This is a genomic window from Sebaldella sp. S0638 (assembly GCF_024158605.1).
Lineage (GTDB): Bacteria > Fusobacteriota > Fusobacteriia > Fusobacteriales > Leptotrichiaceae > Sebaldella.
Genome location: NZ_JAMZGM010000011.1, coordinates 50,436 through 66,787 on the forward strand (window position 1 = coordinate 50,436; position 16,352 = coordinate 66,787).

Genomic DNA, 16,352 nt, shown 5'->3' on the forward strand with positions numbered 1-16,352 from the left:
TTATATTTCTATTTTAATTGTCAACATATTTTTTCATCTGTAAACATTAATTGTTTACATTTATTTTACTGATTTTGATTCAAATTACTTTTTAAATTTAAAAAATTAAAATATATAAGAATATTCATACTATACTTCAACTCTATTTAATTATACAAAAGTTCAAATGTTAACTTTTATTAATAATAAAAAATTTGGAAAATTTGAATTACAATTTTTTCAGATTATATAAAAAATTATGGATTTATTGAATGCAAAAAACCGCTGAAAATCAGCGGTTTTTTTGTTTATATAATTTTTTGCTATAATACACTTTCAAGAAAATTTCTCGTTCTTTCATGTTTTGGATTGGTAAATATGTCATCAGGAGATCCTTCCTCCACTACTTTACCGTCTGCCATGAAAATTACCCTGTTGCAAACTTCTCTGGCAAATCCCATTTCATGAGTGACTACTACCATTGTCATACCGTCTTTTACAAGATCTTTCATAACCTGCAGTACTTCTCCTACCATTTCCGGATCAAGTGCTGAAGTAGGTTCATCAAAAAGCATAACTTCAGGATTCATAGCAAGAGCTCTTGCTATAGCTACCCTTTGTTTCTGTCCTCCTGAAAGGCTCGACGGATATACATTTTCTTTATCCAGCAGCCCTACTTTATTCAGCAGTTCTCTGGCTACTTTCTTTGCTTCTTCTCTTTTCATTTTTTTCAGTGTAACAAGAGCAAGGGTTATATTATCTATCACTTTCAAATGTGGAAATAAATTAAAAGACTGAAAAACCATACCTATTCTTTCTCTTAATTTATCTATATTAAGTTCATTTCCTGCTATATCAAATTCGTCAATGTATACATGTCCCTCTGTAATTGTTTCCAGTCCGTTCAGACATCTCAGGAATGTACTCTTTCCCGATCCTGACGGCCCTATAATACTGATTACTTCTCCCTGTTCCACATCTACGTTAAGTTTGGTCAAAACTTCGTTATCACCAAATTTTTTCGTCATATCAACTGTTTTTATCATACATTTAATTTCTCCTCAATTTTGCTGAATACAAAAGAAAGTACCTTTATTATAACATAATACATTACACCAATAATCAGATATGTTTCAAAATACTTATAATTTGCTGCTGAAATTGTTTTTCCGTTTCCAGTTAATTCCGATACACCTATAATTGTCAGAAGCGATGTATCCTTCAATGAAATTATAAACTGGTTTAATATTGCCGGAATCATATTCTTCACTGCCTGAGGAAGAACAACCTTTCTCATGGCATGCTTATAAGGAAGTCCCAAACTTCTTGCAGCTTCCATCTGTCCCTTGTCTATTGCCTGAATTCCGCCTCTGAATATCTCAGCCATGTATGCTCCTGCATTCAAGCTGATAATGATAACCCCTGCTACCTCGGCACTCATACCTGTAGGAAGCCATACCTTTATAAGAGGATTTATAATAAGGGGAACTAAAGCGAGATAAAAGAAGAAAGCCTGTACGATCAAAGGCGTTCCTCTTATTATATCTATATATTCCTTAGCCAGAAACTGTAAAACTCTTATTAATACGTTATAAAAATTCTTTTGCTTTGTGGTAAGTGATCTTAAATATCCAATACCTATTCCTATTAAAGTAGAAAAAATCAATGAAAAAAATGTAATTATTAACGTTAGACGAAGACCGTCCAGAAGCTCCTTATGTGAACTTGCTATTATATCTATTACATTCTGTATAAAACTCATCTATTTTTCTGCCTTCCCTGTATATTTTTCTAATATTTCCTGATATTTTCCACTTTCTTTCAGCTTTTTAAGCCCGTCATTGAATTTTTGCAATAATTCCTCATTAGCGCCTTTTTTCACTGCAAAACCAAATTGTGCAGTATTTAATCTTTCTGTTGCTATTCTTAACTGCTTAGGATTCTGCTGTGTAATCGCATATGCTATTACCGGGAAATCATCAAAAGCTACATCTGCCTGTCCGTTTATTACTGCCTGTATCATAGTAGATGTATCTTCGAATATAGTAACTTTGGCATTATACTGCTCTTTCACAGATTCGGCATATTCAGCCCCTGTAGTTCCTTTTTTCACAGCTAATCTTTTATCTTTGAAGTCATCAGGAGAATTAATAGCTGTATTATCAGCTTTTACTATTCCTACGATTCCTGTATCATAATAAGGATCTGAAAAATCTACTGTTTTTCTTCTTTCATCGTTAATTGTCATACCGGCTATTGCACCATCAAGCTGACCAGTCTGAACTGCTCCGATAATACCGCTGAAGTCCATATGTTTCCACTCTACTTCAAAACCTTCGACTTTTGCTATTTCATTAACTATGTCTATATCTATTCCTTCGTATTTCCCGTCTTTCTTGAATTCAAAAGGAGCGAAAGCCACATCTGACCCTATGACATATTTTTTTACTTCTTTATTATCAGCTTTAGCTTCTGTTGCAGCGCCTTCTTGTTTTGCCTCTTCTTTTTTATCTGAACCGCAAGACAGCATTAACATAAATAATGATAATATTGTAACTAATTTTAAAATTTTACCTTTCATAATTACCTCCTATATCTCTCTTTCCAAATTATATTATAGAAAGATTTTACCACATACACAAACAACTGTCAAAACATTAAATATATAATATATATATCAATTCATTATATAATCACATTGTTTAATGTTTAGGATTACGTTTTATTCTTTCCAAAGCAGGAAATATAATGTGAATTTTTTATTTTCTTCCTCCGTCCATGATATCTTTATTTTTTGCTATTTTACATTTTGTATCTGTTCTAAATTGGAAATTATACAACCTAATACTAATAATATCATTATTATTTTATCTGTAATCCCTTAATTCATATCTGTAAAGTTCTTCTTTTAGCTTATTCTTTGCATCTTGAATCCAATCTATATCCAATTCTTTACCTTGGTTTAGAAATATTTTTTCTTCAAACTCAGTAAGCATATTTTGTATGTCTTCATAAATATTTTTTACAAATAATATTGAATATATTTTTATATGAATTCCTCTCCATTTATTATATTTAAAAAATTTCAATATTGTTAACTGATCTTTTAAATTTCTCGTTCCAGTTTTTATTCTTAGGGTGAATTCACATATTCGTAATTCATTGTTTTTATATTTTTCTATAGCAAGTAATAATTCTAAAAAATAATCATCAATATACTTAAAGTCATTTCTTATTATATGCGTTCTAAACCAGTATCTCTTTTTTTCTAAGTTAAGAATTCTTGTATTATTGACTATATTATAAAATAAGGTACAAAAACCTGCCATAGCAAAATAATCCTTAATTTCAGCCACTGCATATCACTCCAAATAATACATCAATAAAAGTTCTTGCCTCCAGCACTCTGTTGATACCGTATTCTACATCAAGCTTAACTAATTTTTCTGTTTGTATATTTTCATAGTCAAAAATAAATCTTTTTCTAAATTTTTTTTCTCCTAACTTTTTTATACTTGGACTAAACAACCCTAGGAAGAAGGAAAATCCAATTCCTATTATTTCCTCAGAAATAAAAATAATCATATGGCCATTATTTTTATCAAATTTATCTAATTCTAAATCCTTTCTTGCTTCTTTTCCTTTCAGCTTACCTGATAAATAATTAGAATCTGAAAGTAAATATCTTTTCAATTCAATTTTTTTATTTTCCGGCACTTTTATTCCCCCATCTATTTTTTATTTATATTAAATTTATTTTGAAAAAACTTCTTTATTTTATGTATATTTCAATAATATTATAATTTATCTGTTCCAAGCAATTCATCAACTATCTCTGTTATCATCCTATATTACCATCTACCAATTAACTATATTTAAAAAATATATTACACTTATCTTATATTTTTCTATTATAAAATATTTTTCTCCTAAATGCAAAGATAAGGTGTATACCTAGTTCTACACTTAAAAAAAATTACAATAAAATCATATAAACTGACATAAAAAAACAGCACCGGAAAATCCGATACTGACTATATATTTATCTCATGCTTCTTTCCATTTTTGACTCTTCCGATGTTACACAATCCGGACATACTGCTGTTTCATATTTACTATCATTTTTTACACTTGCAAATACTTTCATTTCTTGTACTTTTCCGCAATTCAGACATCCTAGCTCTTTAACATTGTAATTTTCAAAATGATCTTCCATATTTTCACCGTCCTTACTGTAATATCAAAACAATTCCTAATTGATCACAAAACTTTTATCATGCTTAAAATAAAATTTTTTCAATTCCATTATTAAGTCACTGCTAATATTCTGCGGAACAATTTTTTTACTTTCATTATAGGAAAAACTCTTAAAATTTACTATTTTCATATTGTTATAATATGCTACTATTGAAATAAATTTATCTTCTTTCTTGATCTCAATCATATTTCTAGAAATTATTTTCATTAGCTTGTACTCATAAAATTTACATATTTCATCCAGTTGATTCATTTAAAAGCCTCCTTTAATTTAATATACAAACATTTTATCATATAGGCAATTATTTGTATATGAAATTTTTATATTTTTCATAAAATTTTTATTATTTCTCATTATATTAATTTATTATTTAAGAATATAGATTAATTTATAGATTAATTAAAAATAAAACATAATATTTCTATAAAAAAAATCACCGGTAAATGCATCACCGGCGAAAATATCTAAATATAAAATTTTATTATTTCTTTTTTGTTGCTTGGAATTTTTCCCATATACCTTCTTTAGTAAGAATACTTTTTACTGTTCTTGTAGGTTGTGCACCATTTTGTAAGAATCTTAAAACTTCTTCTTCTTTTATTTCTATTTGCTTTCCTTCTTCCACAAGCGGGTTATATGTTCCTAAATAAGCAATAGCTTTACCATCTCTTTGAGTTAATTCTTCCATAGCTGCAATTCTATATACAGGCTTTTTTCTTCTTCCTAATCTTGTTAATCTTAATTTTACCATTTTATTTTACCTCCAAAATATATTTAATTATTTTTATTAATTATCTTTTCTTGCCTCTGAATCCTCCGGGCATTCCGGGAATTCCTCCGCTGTTGAACATTTTCATTACCTGTTTCATCTGTTCATACTGTTTTATCAGCTTATTTACCTCAGTTACGTCTGTTCCGCTTCCATTCGCGATTCTCTTTTTTCTGCCTCCGTTTTTGAGAAGCTTCGGATCTCTTCTTTCCTGAACTGTCATGGAATATATTATGGCCTCTACCTTTTTCATCTCTTTTTCAGCCATTGCCATATCTATGGCACTTGTATCCACACCAGGTATGAGCTTCATAATATTTCCCAAAGATCCCATTTTCTTGATCATCTTAAACTGTTTCAGAAAATCTTCAAAATCAAATTGATTCTTACGAAACTTTTCTTCCATTTTCTTTGCTTCATCTTCATCAATTACTTCCTGAGCTTTTTCTACCAGTGACACTACATCTCCCATACCAAGAATTCTTGATGCGAGTCTGTCAGGATGAAAAGCTGACATATCGTCAAGTTTTTCCCCGTCACTGATAAATTTTATCGGTTTTCCCGATACTTCTTTAATGGACAGTGCGGCTCCGCCTCTTGTATCTCCGTCTAGTTTCGTAAGTACCACACCGCTTATATCAAGATCGTCATTAAATGTTTTTGCCACATTTACTGCATCCTGCCCTGTCATACCGTCTACCACGAGAAGTATTTCATCTGGATGAAAATTGTTTTTTACTTCTTTTAGTTCATTCATAAGCTGTTCGTCTATGTGAAGTCTTCCTGCTGTATCAAATATTACATAAGTAGCATTCTCTTCCTTTGCCTTTTCCATACCAGCCTTACATATTTCCAGTACATTTGTACTCTCATCTATTGTAAAAGCCGGAATTCCTGTTTGTTCCCCGAGAACTTTTATCTGCTTCTTAGCTGCTGGTCTGTAAACATCGGCTCCTATCAAAAAAGGCTTTTCTCCTTTTTTCTTAAGGTATTTACCAAGCTTTGCCGAAAAAGTAGTCTTTCCTGCTCCCTGTAATCCGGTAAGCATTACTACTGTAGGCGGCTTCGCAGCTTTTGCTATGGTAACATTTGTTCCTCCGAGTACCTCTACAAGTTCGTCATTTACTATTTTTACAAACTGCTGGGTAGGATTTACACCTTTAATTACCTCTTCCCCCACAGCCTTATCTCTTATTTTAGCTACAAAATTCTTTGCCACTCCATAGTTGACATCTGCCTCCAGCAACGCAAGTCTTACTTCTCTTAAAGCATCTTTGATATTGCTTTCTGTCAGTCTGCCCTGACCGCTTACTTTCTTGAAGATGTCCTGAAATCTGTCTCCCAAACTATTAAACATTAAAACACCTCATAATTATCACATTATTATTAACTTCGCTCATAATGACTATTCCTCGTCAAATCCGAGTTCTGCTATTATTCTTTCGAGTTTTTCCCTTGAAAGTCCGCTTCGCAGTTCCTGAAGCTTATCTTTCAGTTCCATATCTCTTTTGTATATGTTTAATTTATTTTCATAATCATCAAGCTGCTTCATACCTCTTTTTATATTATCAAAAACAGCTTGTCTGGTAACACCGTATTCCTCGGCTATTTCACTAAAGGAATAATCCTCTTCAAAATACAGCTCCAGATATATTTTCTGTTTTTTACTAAATAAATTCTTATAGTAAAAAAATAAATTTGAATACTTTAAAAAATCGGCTAATTTATCCATAACATAGACTATTATATCGGATCACCATATCATTGTCAAGTATTTTTTCTTTACTTTTTTATTTTACAGGCTGTGTGACTTCTTTTTTTATTTTCCTGTTATCTTTAATCTGCTGTTTTTCCTATATTTATAAGACATTCCTATGGAATTACCCATAATTTTTTCCTTTTTCAAAAAAATATACCCTGACAAAGATCAGAGTATATTTTACTGATTATTTTATATTAATATCTATATCCGGTGCTGAAAGATCAATACTGGTATTACATTTTGGATTTTTTTTACTTGAATTGCAGCTGTGATGTACACTCGCGCAAGAAGTTAATAAAATGACCAATGTCATTACTAAAAATAACTTTTTCATTTATTTACCTCCAAAATTTATTAATTAATTATACCACATTTCCTCTTATCAAACAAACGGTATATTAATATCCAAGTATCTTATTCCACTCGTCTATTCTGTTTTTATTTTCCTCAAGAAGCTTTTGTACCCCGTCACCGCTTATAGTGATCTGCTCCATTACATCTCCCTGAGTAATTGATTTCAGCACTTCCATATCTTCCTCAGATTTCAGTTCGCCGAAAATGGCGTGTTTGTTATTCAGCCATGTTGTCTGTACAGTTGTTATGAAGAACTGGCTTCCATTTGTTCCAGGTCCTGCATTTGCCATAGCCAGCTTTCCGGGTTCTGAAAAATCAAGTCCGTTATATACCTCATCCTCAAATTTGTACCCCGGTCCTCCTGAACCCGTTCCTGTGGGATCTCCTCCCTGTGCCATAAAATCCTCAATTACTCTGTGGAATTTTAACCCGTTATAATATCCGTGCTGTGCCAGATTCACAAAGCTGGCAACTGTTACAGGTGCTTTTTCAGGAAACAAAACCAGATTAATAGTCCCTTTACTTGTTTTTATTGTTGCTGTTATACCAGACATCTTTTTATCCTCCTTATTTATTTTGTCAGCTGTTGATAATAATGATAACATAAAAATCAATAAAATTATTGTGATTTTTTTCATTTTACATCCTTTCTGTTTCAGATTATTCTGTTTAAAAAAATGGGCTGCTAATATATTCTAAACTCTTTCAGAAGCTTTTCCCTCTGTCTGTAATCGGGCATGTATCTTTCTATATGATGATAAAAATCCCTGCTGTGGTTAGGGTGTCTTAAATGAGCTATTTCATGAAGAACAACATATTCTATACAAGGTACAGGCTTTTTTACCAGTTCTGTATTAAGATTAATATATTTTTTTCTGTGATTGCATGAACCCCATCTTGATTTCATTTTTTTTATCGAAAGATGCTCTATTCTTTCACCGAGGATATTCAGATATTTATCCATAACCTGTGGAAATAAAGCTTTTGCCTTTTCAAAGTACCATTTTTCAGTTATTTTCTTTTTTAATTCATAAATATCTTCTTTTACAATAAGAATAAATTTTTCATTATTAAAATGAATTCTGTTTTCATTCCCGTTTCTTACTTCCAGCTCATAAAGCCGTCCGAGATAGCTCAGCTTTTCTCCTGATACATATTGTAATTCCGGATTTTTCGGAAGACTGTCAAGCCTTTTTTGCACTTCCTCTATCCAGCTTTTTTTTGATCTTATAAAATTTTCTATATAATCTGTATGAAGCTTCAGCGGTGCTGATATATAAATTCTTCTGTCAGGATAAATTCGTAAATTAATGTTTTTTATTTTCTTTCTTTCCACTTCATATCCGAGTATTATCTCTTTTTTCATTATGTTTCCTCTTTATCTCAAATATTTCATCACTATAAAAATATAGCATTTTTTATCAAATATGTAAATATTTACTAATTATACTATGATATTATTTTCTTAATTTCTGTTTCTGATATTTATCAGAATATTATGTAGACAAATATTGCTCCCAGTACAATTATATTAAATATCACTTCTTTCAATATTGAAATTTTGATATGATAATCTGTTCCCTCAAGATCAGCATACAATTTTTCATATCCCGTTATATTATGGTCTTTTTTTATATAAAAGCAGTATATTTTCCCGCAGTCATTCATAACCATCTTTATTCCGTTAAATATAGTTTTTCTGTATCGCACATCTGTATTTTTATATAATAATTCCAGTTTCATTACTCCGTCTTTATAAAAATAAAAATTATCCCTTTTTACCTCTAAATCTATCTCGCCTTTCAATAGAAGGCTCTTTTGCCCGAATAATATTTTTATAAAAAAAATCAGCACAACAGAAACCAATCCCAAAATATTATACCATATCTCATAATTCTCAATTAAATCCAGAAAAACAATAAAAAATAACATTAACAGCATCAAAATAGAAAAAATTGTATTTATCTTTTTTTCAAATTCTGTATTAGTTATTTCCATTTTTCTTATATTTAAAGTATATTTAGCATATTCTATCATTTCTCCCCCTAATTCCTTCTGTTATTTTGATAATATCACGGAAATTATTATATAAATTCCAAGCATTGCGAAACAGATTAACTTAGCATATTCCCTGATAAAAGAACTTTTTTGAAATTTTTTAGTTTTCATATCTGAATATAGCTTTTCGCATTCCTGATATTCACTGTCCATTTTCAAGTAAAACTCAAATATCTTTTCATGGGCATTAATAATTAATTTCAAATTATTAAAGAGTGTCTTTCTATACTTTGTATTTATGTAGTTATCCAGTAATTTCAGTGCTAATTCTTCATTTTTATAAAAATAAAAGTCTTTTCTTTTCATTATTAATTTAATTTCACCGTCTAATATCAATGTTCGTTTCACTCTAAAATTATTTATTATATATAATAAATAAAAAACAAAAAATAAAGCTATAATGCCGACATTAACTATTTTTTCTAAATCTATAAAAATAAATGGAATTATATATAATACAATACCAGAAATTAATACAGCTTTATCAGCTTTTTCCAAAAACTCTATATCCTTCACGCTGCTTTTCATCACATATAAATTATATTTATTATCTTCTGTCATTATTAACCCCTTATTTTCTAATTCATTTAATCGAAAATATTATTATGCTTCTATTTGTTATAAAAAATAAATTCATTATTTCATATAAACAAATCAGCTTATATTTCAAAAAATTTTCTCTTTTCATTAAACTACATTTTTATGTCACAATAATTCTATCTATATTTTCAAAAATACATTCATCAGCATAAAAAGCCATATTATCCCAATATACAAAGATACAAAGATTGTCCCTATAGTTTTCCATGTCCAGAATTTTATTTTTTCAATATAATTTTTTTGTAAATCATTATAAAATCTGTCATAATCCGGACTTTTATCATTCTTTGATATATGAAAATAATATCTTTTTATTGTCCCGTCAATTACCAGCACCAATCTGTTAAAAATTCCCTTTCTATATAAAAAATCATTATTTCTATATTGAAGTTCCAGTTTCTTTTCCGGATCTTCAACATTATAAAAATAAATATCTTTATCCTCAAATTTTATATATACTTCTTTCTTCAAATGAGTATCTTTTTTCATCTTATATCTAAGTATAAAATCCATAACCCAAATAGTTAAAGATGCAAAAAATATCATGAATATCGGTATCAATTTACCAAACCTGCTATAATTCGAATAATTTCCAAAAAATTAAATAAACGTAGAGTATGGAGAAGTATAAAAACAGAACTCCGAACTTTATCGCCTTGTATTTTTTACTCTCTGTATTATTCTTGTATTTCACACCAAATCTAGCCAACCTCAGTCTGTACCCCTCATCTGTACCCATTTATCTCTCCTCTTCCTCTAACCTCTTTATCTCATTTTCCACTATATCTCTCAGTGAACTAAGTCCGAAAAAGCCGGGCATTCCCCCGAAAATATCCGACCTTGCGAAAATCTCCTCGTATAAAACCGGAGAATTTTCTTTACAGCTTTTAAAAAATATTATTGCGTTTCTTTTATTAAAAATCCTTATTATGTCATGATTTTCCAGAGTTATTACCAGCGTAAGCCTGGTAAACTCTTTATTTTTTATTATCATTTTTGAAAAACCGACATTTTCTACCTCATGTATATCAAAATACATCTCTTTTTTCATTACATATGACAAATACGTAAAGATAAACTCCCCGTTCATCTCTTCCAGCTTTTCGCTCTTTATCTTCATTGACTTATAATAAGACATGTAAAGATAGTAAGCCAGAAAAATTAATATTAATCTTAAAAATAAATCCATTATATCACCATACCCAAACTTGCGGAATCACTCCCATTTTGTTTTACTTCAGAAGTATTAAATTAATTTTTGAATAAACATCTGCGCCAGTCCCAGAAAAAGAAAAAAGCCGCATACATCTGTAAATGTAGTAAGTAATACCGCTGATGCCAAAGCCGGATCTACTTTCAGACGCTTTAACGTTACAGGAATCAAAAAACCCGTCAGACATGCTATTGTCAGATTACCTATCATAGCAAGAAAAATTATAAATCCTAAAAATATATTTTTATTTACCAAAAACATAATGGAACCTGTAATAAATCCAAGGACTGCCCCGTTTATAAATCCTACAAATAACTGTTTCAATACCATTTTATTATTATCCACCATACTCAGTTCGCCAAGTGCTATTCCTCTTATAGTAACAGTAAGCGACTGTGTCCCTGCATTACCGCCCATCCCTGCCACAATAGGCATGGCAGTGGCCAGTATTACAGCTTTTGAAATAGTTCCCTGAAATGTTCCCACTACAAACGAAGCCAGAAAAGCAGTACCTAAGTTTACTACAAGCCACGGCAGCCGTTTTCTTATGGAAATCAAAAGTTTGGAATTTACATTTTCTTCTTCGGAAACTCCTCCTAATTTTAGGATATCTTCCGTTCCTTCTTCCAAAATTACATCAATAATATCATCTATTGTTATTATACCCAACAGCTGATTACGGCGGCTCACCACAGGAATAACCTTCAAATCATATTTAGAAACCATTCTTGCGACATCCTCCTGATCCACATCAGGATGAACGGAAATTATATTTTCATTTTTTATTTCACTAAGCTGCATATCATCAGGCGAAATTAATATATCTCTCAAATCCGCCTCACCTATAAGTTCACGCTTATTATCCAATACAAAAATCTTTTCTATTACCTCTGTTTTCGGCGCAATTACTTTTATTTTAGCCATAATGTCTTTTATCAGAAGCTCTTCTCTGAAGGCGATATATCTTGTTGTCATTATACCTCCGGCACTGTCTTCTTCATATCCGAGAAGCTCACGCAGCTTATTTGCCTCTGATCTTTTCATATTATCCAGTATGGATTTTCTCTTTTGAAATTCTATGTACCCAAGGATATCTGTAATATCATCGGGAGACATATGAGAAAAAATTTGTATTATTTCTTCATCAGAAAATAACTCCAGTATTTTTTCCTGAAGCTCTTCTTCTGCCTGCTCTATTACCTTGGCCTTATTTTCATCACTCATCAGATCAAGTATTCTTTTCAGTTCAATATCATCTAATTCTTCAAAACTTTCAGCAATATCTATAAAATGATTTTCTTTCAGATAATTTTCCAATTCATGTTTAGTGCGTATTTTTACTATTTCTTCTGTTATTTCTTCAACAACTTCTTCATTTTCATCCATGACTATACCTCCCAATAAAAAATTCCCCGTCTTTTATCAATCTTTAAAAAGGGAGACAGCCAAAATAGTCTTCAAATCACCAGATTTCTCTAATATATCTTTAACATCCACCCATTCATTTTCCAGATCTTCACCATGATCAAGATTTAGTTCCTTTGGTTTTATATTATTATCTTTTAGTCTCGCAGAAAAAAAGTACAGCTTTTCTGTTGTATACCCCGGCGAAGCGTAAAGTCCTTCATTCAGACTCTTAAAATCTGTTATGTCCTCTTCGGAAAATCCTGTTTCTTCTCTTAATTCTCTCAAAACAGCTGTTTTCGGTTCTTCTCCGCTGTCTATAAGTCCTGCGGGAACTTCCAGCATAAGCCCTTTATTTCCCGGTCTGTATTGTTCTACAAGTAAAATTTTGTCTTTTTCTTTATTAAATAAAGCTATACATACTGCATTGGATTTATCCAGATACTCCAGATCTATTCCTGTAGTCGGATGCTTCATTTTTCTCGGTTTCAAAAATCTAAATTCCTCCATTTACAATCTCCTTCATTTGTGTATTTCCATAAAACCATATTAATTAAAATATAGTTTCTATTATTTCTAATCCCAAATCATCCGCAAATTTTCTGGCGAGTTCCATTGCATCATCATTAAGCGATTCAGGTTCATGACAGTCCGAACTTGCTATAATTCTGCAATTATACTGCTTTGCTACTTCCCAGAATTCTTTATACGGATACATATATCTTCTTGGATTCTTATCATATATAAGATTTTTTCTTATACCATTTGCATTTATTTCCAAAACTGTATCTGACTCAGCTGCCGCCTTGCATATTATGTGAGCTGCATCTTCTGCCGCTCTGTTCCATACCATACGCCTTGACATGTATAAGTCAGGATGTGCGGCTATCTGAAACAACCCTGATTTCATGGCCTTTTTCATATATAGTGCATAATTTATCATATCTTCATCAGTATTTACTATCCATGAATCACGTAATTTACCGTTTACCACATATGTATGAAGCCCTAAAAGCAGATAATCCAGCTGCTCTTCAAGTTCTTTATAATAATACTCCAAATCTTCGAAATACTCTATCTCCAAAGATTTATAAATCGTAATTTTACCGCTGTACTTTCTCTGTGCTTCGCGTATTTCCGCGAGATAACCTTCCAGTTCATTCATTCCCATTCTGTCAAAATGATATTTCGGCAATGGAGAGTGATCGGAAATTCCTATTTCTGAGTAACCCTGTTTTATTGCCTCTTTTACGTAATCCTCCACGTCCCCTTCTGCATGACCGCACCTGTAATTGTGTGTATGAAAATTTGCTCTCACTAATATCACCTCTTCTATCATATTCTATCAATTATTTCAAAAAAAGGAAAGCAAAGTATAAAATTTTTTTAAGTTTTTTTCTTTTCTTATTCAAAGCACTGAAAATAAAGGAATAAAATAACAATAACGCTGTATAATTTTCTCCAAAAATGCTGGTAACTGCTGAATGGTCAGTTTTCAGAATACCGGAAATGAAAGTAACAATAACTTGTTTCCGGCTGGAATCTCTGCTATAATAGAAATGAATATTTTAATTTTTAGGAGGGCTTTCATTGATTTCAACAAGCAATTTATCACTCAGATTTGGAGGAAGAAAATTATTTGAAGATGTAAACATAAAATTCACACCCAGTAACTGTTACGGTATTATAGGTGCAAACGGTGCAGGTAAGTCTACATTTTTGAAAATATTATCAGGAGAAGTAGATTCTACCGAAGGTGATGTCATTACAGCACCAAATAAAAGAATGTCTTTTCTGAAACAGGATCACTTTGCATATGAAGAAGAAAGTGTTCTGAACGTAGTTATAATGGGTCACCAAAAACTTTATGAAATAATGCAGGAAAAAGATGCCATATACTCTAAAACGGAATTTACAGAAGAAGACGGCATGAAAGCTGCGGAACTCGAAGGAGAATTCGCTGAGCTTGACGGATGGGAAGCAGAAACGAATGCTGAAAAAATGCTTATAGGATTAGGTCTTGATGCGGAATACCATCATAAACTTATGAAAGAGCTTACAGAACCGGAAAAAGTAAAAGTTCTTCTGGCACAGGCGCTATTTGGGAACCCTGATATTCTTCTGCTGGATGAGCCTACTAACGGTCTTGATATAAAAGCAGTAGAATGGCTGGAAAACTTTCTTATGGAACTTGAAGATACTACAGTTCTTGTAGTTTCACATGACAGACACTTTTTAAACAAAGTTTGTACACATATTGCCGATATTGATTTCGGAAAAATAAAAATGTATGTAGGAAACTACGATTTCTGGTATGAGTCGAACCAGCTAATGCTGGAACTTACAAGAAACCAGAATAAGAAAATTGATCAGAAAAGAAAAGAATTACAGGAGTTTATCGCACGTTTCAGTGCCAATGCTTCTAAGTCAAAACAAGCTACCAGCAGAAAGAAACAGCTGGAAAAATTACAGTTTGAAGATATGCAGATTTCTAACAGAAAATATCCGTTTATTGAATTTAAACCTGAAAGAGACGCAGGAAATAACATGCTGAAAGTAGAAGGACTTACTAAATCAATCGACGGTGTAAAAGTGCTTGATAACCTTACTTTTACTATAAATACCAATGACAAAACAGTTATTTTATCTAAAAACGATATAGCTAAAACTACTCTTTTCCAAATACTTGCAGGTGAACTTGAACCTGATTCAGGTACCTATGAATGGGGTGTTACTACGTCACAGAGCTATTTTCCGAAAGATAATACAGAATTTTTTGAAAATTGTGATCTGTCACTTATTGAATGGCTGGGACAGTTTTCAGAAGACCAGCATGAACAATATTTGAGAGGATTTCTTGGAAGAATGCTTTTCTCTGGTGAGGAAGCCACGAAAAAAGCCAAGGTTCTTTCAGGAGGAGAAAAAGTAAGATGTATGCTGTCGAAGATGATGCTTTCTAATGCAAATGTTCTGTTAATGGATAATCCTACTGACCATTTGGATCTGGAATCTATTACTTCGCTGAATAAGTCTCTTATGAGATTTCCGGGAACTGTGATATTTACTACACATGACCATGAGTTTATACAAACAGTAGCAAACAGAATTATTGAGATCACACCTAACGGAATTGTGGATAAAATGATGGAATATGATGAATATATCGACGATGAAACTGTTCAGAACAGACTTGCAGAATTATACGGTGAAAATTAATACAGCACAGCCAAAAAGACTTGTTAAACAGGTCTTTTTGTTTTATTATTATCTGAATAGAAAATTATCATTCTACTATTATTGTGCTTGAAATCTAATTGAAAATCATGCTATGATGTTCTGGTGGAAATTTTTATTAATAGTAATTATATTTTTATTAAGTTACAAATCATTAAATTTATATCCACAAATAAAAATTAAAAAGGATGAGATTGATGAACAATTTAGGAAAATTAGAAATTACAATAAAACCAAATTTAGGAAATTATCTTTTATTTTGTTTAGCCGGTTTAGTTGCTCTTGCAATTGCTGTATTTTTTCCGGAATATTATGCAAACTGGGTTTGGCTTGGAATCCCGTCAATTCTGGTTGTTTATGTTGCAGCTCCAATACTGATAATATTTGCAGTTATATATTATTTACAGGGGAAAAAAGCAGATGAAAGTATTGAGCTGTATGAAAATGGTTTAAAAATCGGTGAATTTACTTCAAATTATGAAAATTTGGAACTAATAAAAAAAAGAGGCTTAATTTTTAACTTTCATGTTTTTGAAAATGAAAATGAAAGTAAAAAATATAAATTCCCTGTAAATAAAAAACAGCTTAATCTTATTAATGAAAAAATCAAATAATAAGCATTCAGCCTATATTCCGGAATTTTTGGGAGTGTGCAAGAAAGTCTGTAAATTAAATCTGATATAATAAAAGATTTGTTTTTCATATATTGATTTATCTATTA

Annotated in this window: 23 protein-coding genes; 2 read left to right on the forward strand and 21 right to left on the reverse strand. The window is 31.1% G+C overall.

The annotated features are described in order from the left end of the window. Positions 1 to 302: 302 nt before the first annotated feature. The 21 genes from NK213_RS05155 to NK213_RS05255 form a co-directional block, all read right to left on the reverse strand. Positions 303 to 1,025 (reverse strand): amino acid ABC transporter ATP-binding protein, encoded by a 723-nt coding sequence (locus NK213_RS05155; protein WP_253347408.1) that lies wholly within the window; start codon positions 1,023 to 1,025, stop codon positions 303 to 305. Beyond that, the gene (locus NK213_RS05160) at positions 1,022 to 1,741 is read right to left on the reverse strand and encodes an amino acid ABC transporter permease (protein WP_253347410.1); all 720 of its coding nucleotides are present in this window, start codon (positions 1,739 to 1,741) and stop codon (positions 1,022 to 1,024) included. Before NK213_RS05160 ends, NK213_RS05155 begins: the two co-directional genes overlap by 4 nt. Further along, positions 1,742 to 2,560, reverse strand: a complete 819-nt coding sequence (locus tag NK213_RS05165; protein WP_253347411.1) for a transporter substrate-binding domain-containing protein — start codon at positions 2,558 to 2,560, stop codon at positions 1,742 to 1,744. 286 nt (positions 2,561 to 2,846) lie between these two features. After that, positions 2,847 to 3,335, reverse strand: a complete 489-nt coding sequence (locus NK213_RS05170; protein WP_253347413.1) for a hypothetical protein — start codon at positions 3,333 to 3,335, stop codon at positions 2,847 to 2,849. Next, positions 3,328 to 3,696: a hypothetical protein gene (locus NK213_RS05175; RefSeq protein WP_253347415.1), complete on the reverse strand. Its 369-nt coding sequence runs from the start codon at positions 3,694 to 3,696 to the stop codon at positions 3,328 to 3,330. The genes NK213_RS05170 and NK213_RS05175 overlap by 8 nt, the downstream gene beginning before the upstream one ends. Before the next feature lie 325 nt (positions 3,697 to 4,021). Next, positions 4,022 to 4,195 carry a hypothetical protein gene (locus NK213_RS05180; protein WP_253347417.1) on the reverse strand — a complete coding sequence of 58 codons (174 nt, stop codon included), beginning with the start codon at positions 4,193 to 4,195 and terminating at the stop codon, positions 4,022 to 4,024. Between the two features lie 36 nt (positions 4,196 to 4,231). Then, positions 4,232 to 4,489, reverse strand: coding sequence for a hypothetical protein (locus NK213_RS05185; RefSeq protein ID WP_253347425.1), 258 nt, complete (start codon positions 4,487 to 4,489; stop codon positions 4,232 to 4,234). Positions 4,490 to 4,718: 229 nt separating this feature from the next. Further along, positions 4,719 to 4,988: a 30S ribosomal protein S16 gene (gene rpsP / locus NK213_RS05190; RefSeq protein ID WP_253347427.1), complete on the reverse strand. Its 270-nt coding sequence runs from the start codon at positions 4,986 to 4,988 to the stop codon at positions 4,719 to 4,721. A 40-nt stretch (positions 4,989 to 5,028) separates the two neighbouring features. Further along, a complete protein-coding gene (gene ffh / locus NK213_RS05195) occupies positions 5,029 to 6,363 on the reverse strand; it encodes a signal recognition particle protein (RefSeq protein ID WP_253347431.1) in 1,335 nt (444 codons plus the stop codon). Positions 6,364 to 6,411: 48 nt separating this feature from the next. Beyond that, positions 6,412 to 6,738 (reverse strand): YlxM family DNA-binding protein, encoded by a 327-nt coding sequence (gene ylxM, locus NK213_RS05200; protein WP_253347433.1) that lies wholly within the window; start codon positions 6,736 to 6,738, stop codon positions 6,412 to 6,414. A gap of 214 nt (positions 6,739 to 6,952) precedes the next feature. After that, positions 6,953 to 7,102, reverse strand: a complete 150-nt coding sequence (locus NK213_RS05205) for a hypothetical protein (RefSeq protein ID WP_253347435.1) — start codon at positions 7,100 to 7,102, stop codon at positions 6,953 to 6,955. A 64-nt stretch (positions 7,103 to 7,166) separates the two neighbouring features. Next, complete coding sequence (locus tag NK213_RS05210) at positions 7,167 to 7,727, reverse strand: peptidylprolyl isomerase (RefSeq protein WP_253347457.1); 561 nt, start codon at positions 7,725 to 7,727, stop codon at positions 7,167 to 7,169. Between the two features lie 80 nt (positions 7,728 to 7,807). Continuing rightward, positions 7,808 to 8,488: a M48 family metallopeptidase gene (locus NK213_RS05215; RefSeq protein WP_253347437.1), complete on the reverse strand. Its 681-nt coding sequence runs from the start codon at positions 8,486 to 8,488 to the stop codon at positions 7,808 to 7,810. A gap of 122 nt (positions 8,489 to 8,610) precedes the next feature. After that, on the reverse strand, positions 8,611 to 9,159 hold the full coding sequence (locus NK213_RS05220) for a hypothetical protein (RefSeq protein ID WP_253347438.1): 549 nt from the start codon (positions 9,157 to 9,159) through the stop codon (positions 8,611 to 8,613). A gap of 21 nt (positions 9,160 to 9,180) precedes the next feature. Continuing rightward, the gene (locus tag NK213_RS05225; RefSeq protein WP_253347440.1) at positions 9,181 to 9,741 is read right to left on the reverse strand and encodes a hypothetical protein; all 561 of its coding nucleotides are present in this window, start codon (positions 9,739 to 9,741) and stop codon (positions 9,181 to 9,183) included. A 159-nt stretch (positions 9,742 to 9,900) separates the two neighbouring features. Next, positions 9,901 to 10,341: a hypothetical protein gene (locus NK213_RS05230; RefSeq protein ID WP_253347442.1), complete on the reverse strand. Its 441-nt coding sequence runs from the start codon at positions 10,339 to 10,341 to the stop codon at positions 9,901 to 9,903. Between the two features lie 13 nt (positions 10,342 to 10,354). Continuing rightward, entirely contained in the window at positions 10,355 to 10,519 is a 165-nt protein-coding gene (locus tag NK213_RS05235) for a hypothetical protein (protein WP_253347444.1), read from the reverse strand. Beyond that, complete coding sequence (locus tag NK213_RS05240) at positions 10,520 to 10,969, reverse strand: hypothetical protein (protein WP_253347446.1); 450 nt, start codon at positions 10,967 to 10,969, stop codon at positions 10,520 to 10,522. Between the two features lie 57 nt (positions 10,970 to 11,026). Further along, positions 11,027 to 12,379 (reverse strand): magnesium transporter, encoded by a 1,353-nt coding sequence (gene mgtE / locus NK213_RS05245; RefSeq protein WP_253347448.1) that lies wholly within the window; start codon positions 12,377 to 12,379, stop codon positions 11,027 to 11,029. 36 nt (positions 12,380 to 12,415) lie between these two features. Further along, positions 12,416 to 12,907: an NUDIX hydrolase gene (locus NK213_RS05250; RefSeq protein WP_253347449.1), complete on the reverse strand. Its 492-nt coding sequence runs from the start codon at positions 12,905 to 12,907 to the stop codon at positions 12,416 to 12,418. Positions 12,908 to 12,950: 43 nt separating this feature from the next. Further along, positions 12,951 to 13,715 carry a PHP domain-containing protein gene (locus tag NK213_RS05255; RefSeq protein ID WP_253347451.1) on the reverse strand — a complete coding sequence of 255 codons (765 nt, stop codon included), beginning with the start codon at positions 13,713 to 13,715 and terminating at the stop codon, positions 12,951 to 12,953. Between the two features lie 272 nt (positions 13,716 to 13,987). Between NK213_RS05255 and NK213_RS05260 the strand changes: the two genes are divergently transcribed. After that, complete coding sequence (locus NK213_RS05260) at positions 13,988 to 15,613, forward strand: ABC-F family ATP-binding cassette domain-containing protein (protein ID WP_253347453.1); 1,626 nt, start codon at positions 13,988 to 13,990, stop codon at positions 15,611 to 15,613. Positions 15,614 to 15,828: 215 nt separating this feature from the next. Then, positions 15,829 to 16,245: a hypothetical protein gene (locus NK213_RS05265; protein ID WP_253347455.1), complete on the forward strand. Its 417-nt coding sequence runs from the start codon at positions 15,829 to 15,831 to the stop codon at positions 16,243 to 16,245. The last annotated feature ends 107 nt before the right edge of the window (positions 16,246 to 16,352 follow it).